Annotated in this window: 9 protein-coding genes; 6 read left to right on the plus strand and 3 right to left on the minus strand. The window is 36.5% G+C overall.

The genetic code is table 11. The features are described from left to right. Nucleotides 1-111: 111 nt before the first annotated feature. The 3 genes from ACFINE_RS05295 to hfq all read right to left on the minus strand — a co-directional run bounded on the left by ACFINE_RS05295 (nucleotide 112) and on the right by hfq (nucleotide 3719). Nucleotides 112-1938: a hypothetical protein gene (locus ACFINE_RS05295; protein WP_375621304.1), complete on the minus strand. Its 1827-nt coding sequence runs from the start codon at nucleotides 1936-1938 to the stop codon at nucleotides 112-114. Between the two features lie 144 nt (nucleotides 1939-2082). Then, on the minus strand, nucleotides 2083-3426 hold the full coding sequence (hflX, locus tag ACFINE_RS05300) for a GTPase HflX (protein ID WP_375621305.1): 1344 nt from the start codon (nucleotides 3424-3426) through the stop codon (nucleotides 2083-2085). A gap of 53 nt (nucleotides 3427-3479) precedes the next feature. Next, nucleotides 3480-3719 carry an RNA chaperone Hfq gene (hfq, locus tag ACFINE_RS05305; RefSeq protein ID WP_005773461.1) on the minus strand — a complete coding sequence of 80 codons (240 nt, stop codon included), beginning with the start codon at nucleotides 3717-3719 and terminating at the stop codon, nucleotides 3480-3482. Between the two features lie 654 nt (nucleotides 3720-4373). Here hfq and ACFINE_RS05310 point away from each other — a divergent pair. The 6 genes from ACFINE_RS05310 to ACFINE_RS05335 all read left to right on the plus strand — a co-directional run bounded on the left by ACFINE_RS05310 (nucleotide 4374) and on the right by ACFINE_RS05335 (nucleotide 16292). Continuing rightward, nucleotides 4374-8933, plus strand: coding sequence for a hypothetical protein (locus ACFINE_RS05310; protein WP_375621306.1), 4560 nt, complete (start codon nucleotides 4374-4376; stop codon nucleotides 8931-8933). 1004 nt (nucleotides 8934-9937) lie between these two features. Next, nucleotides 9938-12256, plus strand: a complete 2319-nt coding sequence (locus tag ACFINE_RS05315; RefSeq protein ID WP_375611563.1) for an NADP-dependent malic enzyme — start codon at nucleotides 9938-9940, stop codon at nucleotides 12254-12256. 189 nt (nucleotides 12257-12445) lie between these two features. Then, a complete protein-coding gene (locus ACFINE_RS05320) occupies nucleotides 12446-12730 on the plus strand; it encodes an acyl carrier protein (protein WP_005773457.1) in 285 nt (94 codons plus the stop codon). A 10-nt stretch (nucleotides 12731-12740) separates the two neighbouring features. Next, entirely contained in the window at nucleotides 12741-13916 is a 1176-nt protein-coding gene (locus ACFINE_RS05325) for a beta-ketoacyl-ACP synthase (RefSeq protein WP_375621307.1), read from the plus strand. A gap of 15 nt (nucleotides 13917-13931) precedes the next feature. Beyond that, the gene (locus tag ACFINE_RS05330; RefSeq protein WP_375621308.1) at nucleotides 13932-15206 is read left to right on the plus strand and encodes a beta-ketoacyl-ACP synthase; all 1275 of its coding nucleotides are present in this window, start codon (nucleotides 13932-13934) and stop codon (nucleotides 15204-15206) included. Nucleotides 15207-15263: 57 nt separating this feature from the next. Next, a complete protein-coding gene (locus tag ACFINE_RS05335; protein WP_375613072.1) occupies nucleotides 15264-16292 on the plus strand; it encodes a zinc-binding dehydrogenase in 1029 nt (342 codons plus the stop codon). The last annotated feature ends 1 nt before the right edge of the window (nucleotide 16293 follow it).

A 16293-nucleotide genomic window follows, 5' to 3' on the forward strand; every position in this document is an offset into this window, starting at 1 on the left:
CATTTTAAAATTTAAACATTAACTCTTTGTCTATTTTAGTATGTACTACAATTTTAGCAAAAAACAAGCGTACCACTATAACATGCGATACATATTTCTTTTTTACGAAGCTTATGATGCTACAACGCGATAAACAGTCTTTGGAAAGCTGTCTACCATACGCATCATCCATTCTTGTTCATTAAGAACAGTATTACAAATATAATAGTCTGTTAGCTCTGCAAATTGCTCAACCCCATATTTTGGTTCGCTTGCCATCTCTAGGATGATAAAATCATATTCTTTTTTAAATTCTTGTAATATATGAAAAATATCATTTGAAAAATCTTGTGCTGAAATAGCACTTGTTAACCCCTGAGGAAGAATATCAACCCCCGTATCATAATCACGGTAAATAACATCATGCAACTTGGCATTGCCCGTTAAAATATCACTCAGTCCGCGATGTGGGCCAATGACTTTCTCTATTTGTTGACCAGAAATATCGACCAACAAAATTGTTTTGTTCTCTTTTGTGAGATGAAGTGAAAGCTTTGCCGCTGTCCGTGCAGCTTCTGGTCCAATGATTGAAATAATGGTTGAAGCACGCCATTTCAAAACATCAGATAATCCCTCTATCGTAATAAAAGCTTCAAAATTTTTCATTTCTTGAGAGACTAAAATACTCTCATTCTTCTTAAGACCATTTTCTTTTGATCTCAAATCCTCTTCTGAGATTTGGTCTTTTTTCCTTTTAAAGCACGGATAGAATAACAATATTCCTAGCAAAAGAGTAAGGAAGCTGGCCAATGCACTCACAAGAATATTTTTTCCATAAAGAGCCATAAAAGAAATTGGTGCTAACGTTGTTGGCATGACCACGTGGATATTTGTATTTTGTAAGAGAAAAGGATCATCACTCATTCTCCGATATGAATCAATAATTTTTTCTCTTCGTTGAGCAGACTTGCTCATCGCTTCATTTTGGGCATCGACTGCTGCTTTTATTTTATTTTCAAACTCGTTAAATATTTCATTCAAAGATTGGGATTGATCTTTTACAAAAAAACTCACCCTTTTTTGAAGCTGTTTTTCTAATTCCGTTGCAATAACCTCATCTGAATGAACTTGATAAACGATTTGTAAAATTTTATTTTTTAATTGATGAGAAACTGTCTCTAATTCTGCAGTCATCGCTTTAATTTGAGGATGTGTCCACCCTAATTGTGCAGCCATATGTGCTCTTTGTGTTTCCAAGAGATCACGTTTAGATTCCAGAGCAGCAATTGCTGAATTGCCTGCAATAAACGATAAAGACAGTAAAGACTGCCCATTTTCACGCATCATGTTAATCGTTGAATTCAAACTTGTTAAATGAATACGTTTTAAAGTTGCTTGCGTTAATTGCATCGAAAGATCATAAAGCTCTGTTTGTTTTACACCACGCTGAATAAAAGAATCAATAGATTTACGAAATTCCTGCACGATATTAAGGATTGCAATATTATCATATTGTTTGTCTTCTAATTTATCATTTAACAAGAATTGTTTCTGTTTTATGATTGCTTGTGAAAATGCGGAAAACCAAGTTTCCAACCCACGTTGAGCTGCTTCAAGTGTCTCGGCTTCAAAAGTAAGATCGATAAAATCACCATGACGCGATAAACGGATATTTTCATGATTTTTTTTCTTATAAGAAGCACTTAAAGAAAAATTCGAATCATTGAAGAACATAGGCTGTGAAAACAAAAAGGCGATAACATTGTCTTGCTTTTTAATTGGTAATGGCTTTCCTACAGAATCAGATAATGAAAATGTTAAAGTTGCTTGGTAACCACGGGGCTGGACAAAATAATACAACCAAATCAAAGATACACATAGCATTTGTAATAGCAAAACAATCAAAATGCTTCGCCATACGGTACGTACGAATAGTCTTTTATTACATGTAAGACTCATCTTTATTTTAACCAGCAAAATACTTCTTCATATTGTTTTATTAAGAGAAAGTAGTAACTATCCTCTTAACTTGCTGTCATATTATTTTGAGATAATAAAAATATAAAATTTAAGCACAAATGTTCAACAATAGCTTTAAAGAACTTAATTCATATTTTTTTTGAGGCTCTCTAGTTGTTTTTTTGCTTCAGAAGTAACAACCGCTCTAATGGTAATAGACCCATCATCATGCCCTTCTTGCACTATTTCCGCAGAGTTTTCATAAAACCAATCAATAAGCGACATTTCATGAGGTTGTAAAAGATATTCAATGCTTTGCACCTCTCCAAAAATTCGCTTTTCAATGGCTCTTAATAATTGATCGAGTCCATCCCCCTTAAGTGCTGATACCATGAGAGCAGGATTTAATCGCGTCTTTGCGCTTGTTTGTAAAACATTCAATGCTTGCTCATCTAACATATCAATCTTATTCCAAACTTCTATGATATGCTCCATATCATCAATATCGATATCAAGACTTGAAAGCACTTCTAAAACATCTTGGGCATGTGCTCGATGATCAAGATCTGACATATCTCTTACATGAAGAATGAGATCTGCTTCAACCACTTCTTCAAGGGTTGCTCTAAAAGCTGCAATCAAATTCGTTGGCAAGTTAGAAATAAACCCTACAGTATCAGACAAAAGAACAGTTTTTCCATGGGGAAGCACAACTTTGCGCAAAGTCGGATCAAGCGTTGCAAATAACATATTCTTTGCTAAAACATCTGCACCGCTTAAACGGTTAAAAAGAGTTGACTTTCCTGTATTCGTATATCCTACCATTGCTACAACAGGATAAGATGTTTTTTTCCTTTTTGCTCTATGAAGTGCACGTGTTTTAATAACCGTTTGCAATTCGCGGCGAATACGAATAATTTTCTCTTGTAAAAGACGCCTATCTGCTTCAATTTGCGTCTCACCAGGTCCACCTAGGAAGCCACGCCCCCCCCGTTGCCTTTCCAAGTGCGTCCAACTCCGCACAAGCCTCCCTTTTTGATAGGACAAACGCGCTAACTCTACTTGCAAAACTCCTTCTTTTGTTCGTGCACGATCCCCAAAAATTTCAAGAATCAAAGCCGTTCTATCGATAACTTTGCAATTCCATAATTTTTCTAAATTACGCTGCTGTACTGGCGTTAAAAAGTGATCTACAATCGCAAGCTCAATAGAATATTCATCTATATAACAGGTTAACGCATCTACTTTACCTTTTCCAAAGAGAGTCGCAGAGCGAGGCGTTGCAATATTAATCGTTTCATAATTAACAACTTCTAACCTTATAGCACGCGCTAACCCCAATGATTCTTTAACACGAGAAGATATAGAACACTCTCTCAAAGAGCTTTCACTTCTATTTTCTTGAAAAATCGGTATCAAAACAAGTGCGCGCACCTGTCCTGTATTCTGCGAAAATACCCCTCCTAATCTCTCATTTTCATTTATCATAGCAATCTAAGTACTTTTAAATGGGATAAGAGGTCTATCTTAAAATGATATGTTTACTCAGGACTTTCACCCTCAAACATCTGTACAGGCTGTCCAGGCATAATCGTAGAAATAGCATGCTTATAAACCAATTGCGCGTGTCCATCTCGGCGCAAAAGAACACAAAAATTATCAAATGAAGTTACAATACCCGTGAGTTTAACGCCATTGACAAGAAAAATTGTAAGGGAAATTTTTTGCTTACGCACCGTATTTAAAAACACATCTTGCAGGTGTTGTGATCGCTCTGCCATTATTCTTACACCTTTATCTAGATTGCATAAAATATTCGTGCATGCATATCGACTGAAAAATATCCAATTGTCAACGTAGAAGCTTAAAAATTCAGCAACAAACAACTGAAATTAGAGAAAAAACAGCTCTTTAAGACAATAATAAAGTACAACTTACGAAAAGCTATATTAAATTAAAAATTTTTCCACGTTTACTTTTTTATGAGCTTACAATTCAAAGGCATACTTTTATACATCCTAAGCTATTACAGACTATACGTGATGATGAATCTGCTTCGTTTAGAATCAATAAAAGTAAGCGGACAACAACATTTATTAACGATTATCGATATTAAAGAGAGACATTCGCACCTTACTGTATATATAACCGCTATTAAATTGTCCTTATTTCAAAGACTGCCGGCTTATAAAGCTTTCTATAAACACAAGTTGTAAACAGTATTTTTGTTTTAGTTAGATTTAAATAATAAATTGTTTTTACTATATTTTATAACATTTTTAAACAGGGTACAAGAAACCGCGTTAACTTTATCTTGATAAGTTTTTAAAATTTTTCCCTAAGCATATTCCTTTCTAAATAATTAACAGCTAGTATGTAGAAATTATGTGGAAGAGGACGTATCCCTTTTCCGGCTGTAAGAGTACGAGGCGAGTATGGCACGCAGAACAAAATTGCAAACATTTGAAGTTGAAGTTGAAGAAGCCCTCACAAAAGCTATGAACTTTGATTTCGATGACACAGGATTTGAAACGATATCATCCAATAATTCTGAAAATGTTGTTAATGTCGATGATCTGATTCAAAAAATTGCAATGGCAGAAGAAGAATTTTTTGCTGAAAACGGTACGTCAACTTTTGTTTCTAATATTCATGATGAAGCTGTTGTTGATAAATCCGTTGTTGAACAGCTTTTTGCTCCAAAACCTTCACCTGATATTTCAGGTGGAACTGTTCATAATACATTATTGCCTACAAAACTTCTTCCTGCAAATGATGATATAACAACCCCTGTAAATTTTGGACCATTCAAGCAGCGTTCTTCCTCTCGAGTCTACTGGTATACAACAGCGCTTAGTGCTTTATGGGCAACGGGAGGAGCTTTTATTGCGCATAAACTCGCACCTACCGGACTCAGCTCCTTATCCAATATCAGCACTTTTGTTACATCCCCAACAGGACTTGCTGTAGCAGCCGGAACAGCAATTCCTATCCTTATATCTTGGGGCGTTGCTCAATTAACAAAACGTTCAAACGACTTGCATAATATTGCGCTTCTTATGACCAATGCTGCACAGCGCCTTAGTGAACCACAACATCTATCTGAAAAACAAGCTATTGCTATAGGGCAAACCATTCGTGAAGAAGTAGCGGCAATGAACGAAGGTATTGAACGTACCCTCGGACGTGCTGTTGAACTTGAAGCAATCATACAAGGTGAAGTTCACAATCTAGAACAAGCCTATGCTGAGAATGAATCACGCATTCACACATTAATCAAAGAATTGAGTAATGAACGCATAGCCATTTTGAATCACGCAGATCGCGTACAATCAACAATTAAAGGAACCCAAGAACAACTGAGTGATGAATTTGGTTTGGTTACCTCTAACATTGTGACCAATGTTGAAAAGCTTGCACAAACCCTTTCTCAAACTTTACAAAAACAAGGTGAAGACCTTGTTGAAAAACTTTCCTATGCCGGTGATGGCGTAACAAATCAACTTGTTGAAAAATTTAACAAAACAACAACACAAATTCAGCAGAAAAACACGGAATTTTTTCATGAATTAGGAAAAAACTTTGATGGTTTTGCAAAACGATTTGATCATAATGAAAAACAAATAGAAAAAACCTTTAATGAAACAGCTGAAAAAGCGGAAGTACATGTTGCTAAAATTGCAACACATATACAAGCAGTAACAGATCAAACTTTGCACGCTGTCGATGAAAAGTTTAAAGCCTTGGATAAAGCTCTTATTGATCGTAATAATCAATCTCTACAGAATTTTGATGAGAAGATCTTAAAGCTCGACGACCAAGCACATAAACTCTCTTCTAAATTTGATAACGTAACCTCGCAAGCAATTGGAGCCTTTGAACAACGTTTAGCAACTGTTGATCTTTCTCTTAAAGAACATAGTGATTCCATCATTGATTCCTTTATAGAACGCAGTCAGGCTTTAGAGGATAATGCTGAAAAACTTGGTAACTTCTTGGAAGCTCATGTCTTGAAAATAAATGAGAACCTCCAAGAAAAAACAGCAGACATTACCCATGCATTTACAAATGGACGTGAAGCTATTCTTTCTGCAATTGATAAAAGTAAGGAAAGTCTGAGAGAAGAAATTCAATATGTCGACAATGCCATTGTTGATATCATACAAGAACGTTCACAAGATTTTAAAGTACAACTTTCTGATCAACGAGCTCTTATGGCAGACATGCTCGATAACGAGAAAAATAAAATTGCGGATACATTAAGAAATCAAATTGATGTTTTGTCCCAAAATACTTCTCATATTGAAAAAGTTTTGGCTGATAATGTTCAAGTCGTTGATAAACAAGCTGAAAATCATATTACAAACATCATTCAATGCACTGAAAAGTTACAAGATGTCATTGTACAAAGTTGTAATACAACCCAAGATGCTTTAGAAGCACAAGCGAGAAATATTGATATCCGTGCCGATGCTCTGCGCGATTCTTTAGCGATTAATAGTTTTTCTCTCAATGAAGTTCTTGCCGATCAAGCACGCACACTTGAACAACGCATGGAAACAATCCATAATCTCATTGCAAAAAGTGATATACGTGTCGATGTTGCATTGAAACAACAAATAGATTTAGTTGAGAGTGCAATTGTCGCCAATAATAAAAACATTACTGAAACGGTTCAAGATCATATCAAAAACCTTGAAAGCCATGCCGAAATTTTAAAGAATACTCTCTCTCAATCGAGTGGTGTTTTCTTTGAAACCCTTGAAACACGTATGGAATCATTCGATACAGATCTAGAAGATCGTGCACACAAAATTTTTGAACGGACAACAACGCTAGAGGAAACATTATCTGAAAAATTTAGCCAAATCTGTGAAGCCATTGATATGCAAACATCTGTTATTGAGGAACGTTCTGACACATTAAAAACGTCTCTCATGATTAGTAATGAGCAAAGTCAGATAATTCAACAAGCGCTGGAAAGCAGTGTTGACAATATGCGTGTAACCTTAGAAGACTCTGTTAATACAGTGACAGATAACCTGCATAATAAGATTATAAAAGCTTCTGATATTCTTTCTTCTACGAGTGAACAAATTCTTTCATCTGTTACAAATGTTACTGCACAAGCAGAAAATATTCTCTCAGAATCAGGCAATCGCATTGTATCAAATGTCAAAAAAACTGTTTATGATACCAGTGAAAAAGTTCTGTCAGTTCTGTCTGAACAAACAGCGCATACTGTCGAAGCTTTCGCAACAGCCAGCCATAATGCACAAGCATTATTGAATGAAACTATTCACACATCAACAACAGCAATAGAACAAGTTCTTAATGAACGCTGTGATGTTCTTCATCACTCTATGCAAAATCTTAAAAATAATTTAGGATATCAGCTCTCTGATGTAACGAGCCGTCTGGAAGATGCTGGAAATCAAACAACAACACAAATTTCACAACATGTTGGAAAAATAACAGAGCTTACAAATCACTTAAATCAAGCAGCGCAAAATACGACAGAATCAATTGATTCTTTAACACAGCATATCGGTGAACAACTCTCTCTTTCCACACAAGATGCTGAACAAAGAATTTATGCACATAATGAATCTTTAGTGAATAGCTTAACCAAAGCTAACTCTGAAACACTTCAAACAATAACGATTATGAAGGAAGAGCTTGTTAATAATGTCTCATCCATCTTAACACAGTTGAATCAATCAATTTACAATTTTCACGAAAATAGTAATGTTTTATTATCGGCTGTTCAAAATATTGATGGGCAGTTTAATGAGAGTACGAATAATTTTTTCCGCAACACGGACCAAGTAGCAGAGCGTTTGTCAGCTTCAAATCAAGCGCTCAATACTAATGTTGAAATTCTGCAAGGACTTTCAAAGAGTACCTTTGAACAAATTAATCATATAACGAGCAGTTTTGGTGAACATGCAAAGACACTTTCCCAAACTATTCATGTTCTTGAACAGTCTGAAAATTCACTTAGTGCAACACTTGAAGAAAAACATAATACGCTTTCTGTATTAAGCGATGCTCTTGTTTCAAAGTCTCATGAAATTAATCAAATGATTGGGCATTATGAAAAAATCTTCAACTTAGCACTTGAACGCTCTGATAAGAATGCGCGTAACTCCACAAATTCATTCCAACAATCACTTAATAAGCTTGTTAGTGAAGCATCAACGCGTTTTTCAGAAGCAGCAGAAGATATACGTCGCTCCGCTGATGAAGTTCGTTTAGAGCTTTCAAAGATTAATAATGATATCAATGAAAATGTAAAAAAACTTCCAGAAAAAACAAAAGAAACAACGCAAACAATTCGCACAGCTTTGAATGAACAGATTACAGCGTTACAAGATTTAGTCAGTGTTATACAAAATGATCAAAAGAGCGCACAAAAACAGCTAATGTCAGCATTTCCTACATCATCAATGTTTAATCAAAAAAGTGACAGTTCCACTGAGTCTGTTAAAAAGATTGTGCCACCTAAGCCTATTTTGCAACAAGATCAAAGCAAAAAAAGACCAAATAAATGGGTATCAAATCTCTTAGAAAGAGCTTCACGTGAAGAAACATTTTATGATGCTCCCCCTAGTGATGATGTTTTAACATCAGTGCAAACAAAACCATCTCCTGCAAACTGCTCTCTTAATTCATTAGCTTCTGGTATAGTGCAAGCTATTAATCACAATGCCATTGTTGAGCTATGGGATCATTATCAACGTGGACAAAAAAACATCGTAACAGAACGCCTTTATACCTTAAATGGACAAAAAATATTTGAAATGATTAAGAAAAAATATATGAGCGATTTTGGGTTTAAACGTTCAGTGAATCAATATGTTACAGATTTCGAAAAGCTCTTACGTGATATATCGCGCAGTTCTGGCTCTTCCAACTCAGTTCGCAAGTACTTGATATCAGATACCGGAAAAGTTTATACTATGCTTGCTCATGCAAGTGGTCGAATCCAATAACAAATAAGAAAGTGGAAAAAGATATTTTTTCCACTTTCTCTCTCCAGTTGTTTTAATGGCTCATCATAGAATGCTTTTTTTTCAACTGTAGCTTTGTACTTCAAAGGTTGGGATAATTGGCATGCGGTTTTCTTTGATATCCTAAGCAATAACCCTAAAGAAGCGTAATGGCTTATCAAACAACGTATCATTCTAAGAATGATAAAGCATGTTTTCTATTTCCTTATCTTTTTCTTAACTCCTTTATTTTTCATAGTTTCATAAAGGTACAAAATCGGTAATAATTATTTTTATTAATTGTGAAAAAAATTCATGCTTTTGTATTAAAATAGCTCATAGAAACACTTCTATTTATTTTTTTTTAATGTTTTTTATCCACATATTACTCTCGTTTGAATTATGTAAGTAAATATTTTTTATTATATTAGATGAGTTTGAGCTAAAAGAATCTTATTGTATTCAAATTTCTCATTCAACATACGAGATGATTCATTATAAATTATAAAGTTTGCATTATTAAGAGTTCAATTGAATAATAAACAAAACAACTCCCATTTTTAAAGTTCCAATTTCCTTTTAAATAGCTGCAAAAATAATTTATAAATTGCAAATTGTTATTTAAAATTTCTTCTACCTCCCTATAGAAATTTAAATAAAGAAGATGAAGTTAATAGAAAACACTCTTCTTTTCTTTCCTTAAGTTGTAAGCATTGCAAAAAAAATAATGGCTTGGTAATGTAATTATTAGTAATATTTTATTCGTTTGTAGACTAATCAATTTTTACGCGTTTTATTAAGGAAAGAAAAAACTAATCGTGCTTCTATCAATGAAATTATTCATGCACAAAAACAAAAAGAATCATCAAACTGGTTTTACGATCCAGAAGAGTTTTCTCATACTCATGCATTTTGATATTCAGAGAAATGAGGATCTATTAGTGGACAAAACCTTATCGTAGATGGAACATCTCATATACACATACGCTAACTTGGATATCATAAAAATGTCTAGAGAACGAAATAGTGATTTCAGTTCACCAAAAGCTGAACTTGACAGTGCCGCACTTTTTTATCACCAGTACCCTAAACCTGGAAAATTGGAAATACAAGCAACAAAACCTCTTGATAACCAACGTGATTTAGCTCTTGCTTATTCTCCAGGTGTTGCTGCACCATGTCTTGCAATTCATGAAGATCCTAATCTTGCTGCTCAATATACCTCCCGTTCTAATTTAGTCGCTGTTATATCCAATGGAACTGCTGTTCTTGGTTTAGGAAATATTGGCCCTCTTGCTTCAAAGCCAGTTATGGAAGGTAAAGCCGTTTTATTCAAAAAATTTGCGAATATTGATGTCTTTGATATTGAAATTGATGCATCCGATATAGAACAAATGGTACAAACGGTATCGACTTTAGAACCTACATTTGGTGGTATTAATCTTGAAGACATTAAGGCTCCTGAATGTTTTGACATCGAAGAAAAGCTTCGTGCTAAAATGAAAATTCCAGTTTTTCATGATGACCAACATGGAACTGCCATTATTGTTTCTGCGGCTGTATTAAATGCCTTAAATCTTTCAGGAAAAAAAATTGAAAATGCAAAAATAGTTACCTCAGGTGCAGGTGCTGCTGCCCTCGCTTGCCTTAATCTTTTGGTTCGTCTTGGGGCAAAAGTTGAAAATATTTGGCTTAGTGACTTAGAGGGAGTTGTTTATGAAGGTCGCAAGACCCTTATGGATCGTTGGAAAATCAATTACGCACAAAAAACGGACGCACGAACTTTATCTGATATTATTGATGATGCGGATATTTTTCTAGGCCTATCTGCAGGTGGTGTTTTAAAGCCTGAATATCTTAAAAGAATGGCTCAAAATCCACTCATTTTAGCACTGGCTAATCCAGTACCAGAAATTATGCCTGAAGAAGCACGCTCTATACGACCAGATGCAATGATCTGCACAGGACGCTCTGATTATCCCAATCAAGTTAATAATGTCCTTTGTTTTCCCTATATCTTCCGTGGTGCATTAGACGTAGGTGCTAGTGCAATTAATGAAGAAATGAAAATGGCCGCTGTTCATGCGATTGCTGCCCTTGCACGTGAAGAAACTTCAGATGTTGTAGCACGTGCATACTCAAAAGAACCACCCAATTTTGGACCAGACTATCTAATCCCCTCTCCTTTTGATCCGCGTTTAATACTGCGTATTGCCCCCGCTGTTGCTAAAGCAGCAATGACAACTGGTGTCGCCATTCGTCCCATTGAAGATATGGAGGCCTACTATGATATCCTCAATCGATTTGTCTTTCTTTCTGGTTTAACAATGAAACCTGTTTTTGCTGCAGCAAAAACAGCAAAACGTAAACGCGTCATCTATGCCAATGGTGAAGATGAACGCGTCCTTCGTGCGGCACAAGTTGTCATTGAAGAACAAACAGCAACGCCCCTCCTTATCGGCCGTCCACATGTCGTAGAAGCAAGATTAAAACGCTTTGGTTTAAGAATTCGTCCCGGTATAGATTTTGAATTAACAAACCCTGAAGATGATCCACGTTTTCGTGATTATGTTAATTTATTTTTTCATTATACAGGAAGGCGTGGTGTTACGCCTGAAATGGCAAAAACAGTAGTGAGAACATCAACAACGGCTATTGCTGCCCTTGCCGTTATGCGTGAAGAAGCAGATGCAATGATTTGCGGCTTAGAAGGACGCTTTGAACGTCAACTTGAATTGATTGAACAAATTATCGGTCTTGATCCTCATGTTCACCGTTTTTCTGCTATGAGTTTGCTTATCTCTCAACAACGTACTCTTTTCCTTACAGATACTTACGTCAATGAAAATCCTTCTGCAGAAGAAATCGCTGAAATGACTGTGTTGGCAGCTCAAGAAGTTGAAGCATTTGGAATAACACCAAAAGCAGCCTTATTATCACACTCAAACTTTGGTTCTAAAAACACAGAAAGTGCGCGTAAAATGCGACGTGCAACAGAAATTCTTGCCAAATTACACCCTGATTTAGAAGCAGATGGTGAAATGCATGCTGATGCTGCCCTTTCCAAAGTTTTTCGTGATCGTGTTTTTCCTAATTCTCGTCTTAAAAGTGAAGCTAATTTGCTTGTCTTTCCAACACTTGATTCAGCCAATATCACGCTCAACACTGTTAAAAGCCTCACAAATGCACTCCATGTTGGTCCTATTCTAATCGGGGCAGCACGTCCCGCCCATATCTTAACACCTTCAGTAACTTCCCGGGGAGTTGTTAATATAACAGCCCTTGCTGTCCTTGCTGCCAATAGAAAAAATAGTCTCGTAAAATAAATGCGTAATAAAATTTCAAAGTTTTTTAAATATTGAGATATAGTATTTCATGTACTGTAAACCTCTTTTCTCTATAGATAAAGACAGCTATATTCTGGATTAAGTCTTTTTTTTAAAGAGAAAAAAGGCTAGAAGAACAATATTAAATGTATTTTGAATTTACTAACTCTATAATAAGGAATCCGTACATTGCCTTCCACGTTTGATAAAGTTGCTGATATCATTGCAGAAATCAGTGAAATTGATCGCAATACAATTACACCTGAGAGTCATACAATTGACGATTTAGGAATCGACAGTCTTGATTTTCTTGATATTGTTTTCGCTATTGATAAAGCTTTCGGAATAAAAGTCCCTCTAGAACAATGGACACAAGAAGTCAACGAAGGTACCGTTGCAACAGAAGAATACTTTGTTCTTAAAAACCTTTGTGCAAAAATTGATGATCTCGTTGCCTTAAAACAGGCAGAGTAGTTTTTTCGCCATGCATAATCAATCTGTATTCATCACTGGTATAGGTCTCATAAGCTCTCTGGGGGAAGGAACTGATCAACATTGGAATCTCTTAAATGATCCAATCCGTACACCAAACCTAGATTATACAACTTTTTCACCTTACACGGTTCATAAATTGCCCGAAATTGATTGGAGTTTACAAATTCCTAAAAAAAGTGATCAACGGCAAATGGGAACATGGCAGCGTCTTGGTACCTATGCGGCTGGTCTTGCTCTTGATGATGCCGGCATGAAAAATAATGAACAACTCACTTCAACAATGGATATGATCGTAGCGGCAAGTGGGGGAGAACGTGATATTACTGTTGATACACAGATTCTTTCTAAAGCGCGCGCTGTTGCCGATCATGCTTCTATGTTAAATGTTGCTCTTTCAACTGAACTTCGTCCAACATTATTTTTGGCACAACTTTCAAACCTTTTGGCAGGAAACATTTCAATTGTTCATAAAGTCACTGGATCATCTCGTACATTTATGGGAGAAGAAGGCAGTGGTCTTTCTGCACTTCAAATTGCTGTAGCTCGTATTAAATCAGGTCAAAGCACCCATGCTCTTGTAGGAAGTTCCTATAATGCACAAAGTTATGATATGTTGTTGGCGCATGAGCTTGGTGGTCTTTTAACCCATAATGGATGGAGCCCAGTGTGGGATCGTGGAATCTATCCAGGCGGCGGTGTCATAGCAGGTTCTGGTGGGATCTTCCTAGTTATTGAAAGTGGAGAACATGCCAAAAAACGCAATGCACGTGCTTATGCTGAAATTAGCCAAATTATTACAGACCAAACAGATAGAACCAAAATTCCACTTAGAGATTCAATTGCAACAATATTAAAAACTGCGGGCGCTAAATCTGCCTTAGCCATTTCAGCAGCCTCAGGAGCTCACGAAGCAACAAAAGCAGAACAAAATGCTCTTGATAATGCTGATCTATCTTACCGTGGCATTACAACATTATTTGGTTATATGCGGGAAGCACAATTTCCTCTAGCTCTAGCTCTTGCAGCACTTTCAATTGAAAAAAAACGCGGTTTTCCAGCGTTAAGTCCTCATGAAAAACCTTTTTCTAAAGAAGTACGTGAAATATTTGTTACAACGATTGGTATAAAAAGAGCTGAAGGTATTGTGCGTCTTACTGCTGTTTGAAGGGGAATTTCTATAGTGAAATATCATGATCATTTTGGGCGTCCACTTGTAGCAATAACTGGTGCAGGCATTGTCACATCACTGGGACAAGGGAAACATGAAAATTGGCAAAAATTAACAAGCGGTGTAAGTGGTATCCACAAAATAACACGTTTTCCCGTTGAGGGATTAAATACATATATTGCTGGAACAATTGATTTTCTTAAAGAAAGTACACTTGGTGCTTCAGCTCTCTCTGAGAAGCTTGCACATCTTTCTGCTGAAGAAGCTTTAGAACAAGCTGCTATTGATAAAAAAAACTTTAATGGACCACTCTTTCTAGCTGCTCCTCCTGTTGAACTTGAATGGAAAGCACGTTTTAGTCTTGATCAAGAGGAAGAATTCAATAATGAGCCTTCTTATGCACATCTTCTTAAAGTCTGTAAAGATAAACTCCATGAGACGCTTTTTGAATCCACACAATTTGGTGCAATTGCAGAAAAACTTCAAAAAACATTTGGCACAAAAGGACTTCCTGTTACACTTTCCACTGCCTGTGCATCTGGTGCAACAGCAATTCAATTAGGTGTTGAGTCTATTAGACGGAGAGAGACAAATAGAGCTCTCATAATTGCGACAGATGGATCAGTTTCAGCAGAATCTCTTATTCGTTTTTCGCTACTATCTGCTCTTTCAACTCAGAATGAGCCTCCAGAAAAAGCAGCAAAACCCTTTAGCCGTGATCGAGATGGTTTTGTTATGGCAGAAGGCTCAGGCGCTCTTGTTCTTGAATCTCTTCAAAGCGCATTAAACCGTAATGCTACAGTTTTAGGAATTTTAGCTGGCTGTGGAGAAACCGCCGATGACTTTCACCGTACACGTTCAAAACCCGATGCATCACCAGCAATTGAATCCGTTCGCAAAGCTTTAGACGATGCAAAAATAACCATCAATGAAATTGACTATATTAATGCCCACGGAACTTCAACACCTGAAAATGAAAAAATGGAATATCTTGCATTATCAACAGTATTCGGTGATCTTTTAGAGCATATTCCTGTCTCTTCTAATAAATCAATGATTGGGCATACATTAACTGCTGCTGGTGCAATAGAAGCGGTTTTTTCGCTTTTAACCATTCAATCGGGAATACTTCCACCAACAATAAATTATGATAATCCTGACTCTACTATCCCCTTAGATGTTGTTCCTCATCATAGCCGTAAGGCCTGTGTCAATGCGGTTTTGTCAAACTCATTTGGATTTGGTGGTCAAAATATGAGTCTTGTTATCACTGCATATAAAGGATAATCCTGTAATAATAAAATTTTATAACGCTAACCAATAATATATTTAAGGGGGATGATAATGCGTGCACTGCAACTCTTCGATGATCGTCGGCTTGAAATCACCAATATTTCCCCGCCATCTTCACCTAGTATAGGTGAAGTAACTGTGCGGATAAAAGCCGTTGCTCTTAATCATATTGATGTATGGGGATGGCGTGGCATGGCTTTTGCGAAAAGAAAAATGCCACTCATCATTGGTGCAGAAGCCTCTGGTGAGGTTATACAAATAGGAGATGGCGTTGAACATCTCCAACTTGGACAGATTGTCTCAATTTATGGTGCACAAACCTGCGGAGTATGCCAAGCTTGTCATGAAGGACGGGATAATCTTTGCAGTAATGTAAAGGGAGTCTATGGTTTTCACCTTGATGGATTTGCGTGTGAGCTTGTCAATTTGCCAGCACGTTTATTAGTTCCATCACCTCCCCAGTGTGATGAATTGCAAGCAGCAGTTGCTCCAATTACTTTTGGTACCGTAGAACATATGCTTTTCGATAACGCAAAACTACAAGCAGGAGAAACAATCCTAGTACAGGCTGGTGGCTCAGGTATTGGTTCTGCAGCCATTCAACTTGCAAAACACATGGGCTGTACAGTTATCACAACTGTAGGTTCAGATGAAAAAATTGCAAAAGCGCACTCTCTTGGGGCAGATCATGTGATTAATTATCGTAAAGATCGTTTTGAAGGTGTAGTGCGTAAATTAACCCAAAAAAAAGGTGTTGACGTTGTTTTTGAGCATGTTGGTGTCGATACATGGAACGGTTCTCTGTTATGTATGAAAAAAGGAGCACGCTTAGTGACTTGCGGTTCTACCTCTGGTGTTTCAGCACCAATAAATCTCATGCAATTATTCCAGCAACAGCTTAAGATATTCGGTTCATTTGGCTGCCGTATGGAAAATATGAAAAATGCCATGCAAAAAATGGCACAAAAAGCCGTACACCCTGTCATTGATACAATTGTTGGGCTGGATGAAATTGATACAGCTTTAAAACGAATGGAGAGTCGTGATGTTTTTGGTAAAATTATCCTTAAAATCGATTAAA

Origin of the sequence: Bartonella sp. AA97HXZ (genome assembly GCF_042196985.1) — a bacterium.
In the GTDB taxonomy this organism is placed as follows: Bacteria; Pseudomonadota; Alphaproteobacteria; order Rhizobiales; family Rhizobiaceae; genus Bartonella.

Bases quoted from the DNA above. Each gene is read 5' to 3' on its own strand.
- ACFINE_RS05295 (WP_375621304.1), bottom strand. From the start codon at position 1,938: ATGAGTCTTACATGTAATAAAAGACTATTCGTACGTACCGTATGGCGA.
- hfq (WP_005773461.1), bottom strand. From the start codon at position 3,719: ATGGCAGAGCGATCACAACACCTGCAAGATGTGTTTTTAAATACGGTG.
- ACFINE_RS05315 (WP_375611563.1), top strand. From the start codon at position 9,938: ATGTCTAGAGAACGAAATAGTGATTTCAGTTCACCAAAAGCTGAACTT.
- ACFINE_RS05310 (WP_375621306.1), top strand. From the start codon at position 4,374: ATGGCACGCAGAACAAAATTGCAAACATTTGAAGTTGAAGTTGAAGAA.
- hflX (WP_375621305.1), bottom strand. From the start codon at position 3,426: ATGATAAATGAAAATGAGAGATTAGGAGGGGTATTTTCGCAGAATACA.
- ACFINE_RS05325 (WP_375621307.1), top strand. From the start codon at position 12,741: ATGCATAATCAATCTGTATTCATCACTGGTATAGGTCTCATAAGCTCT.
- ACFINE_RS05335 (WP_375613072.1), top strand. From the start codon at position 15,264: ATGCGTGCACTGCAACTCTTCGATGATCGTCGGCTTGAAATCACCAAT.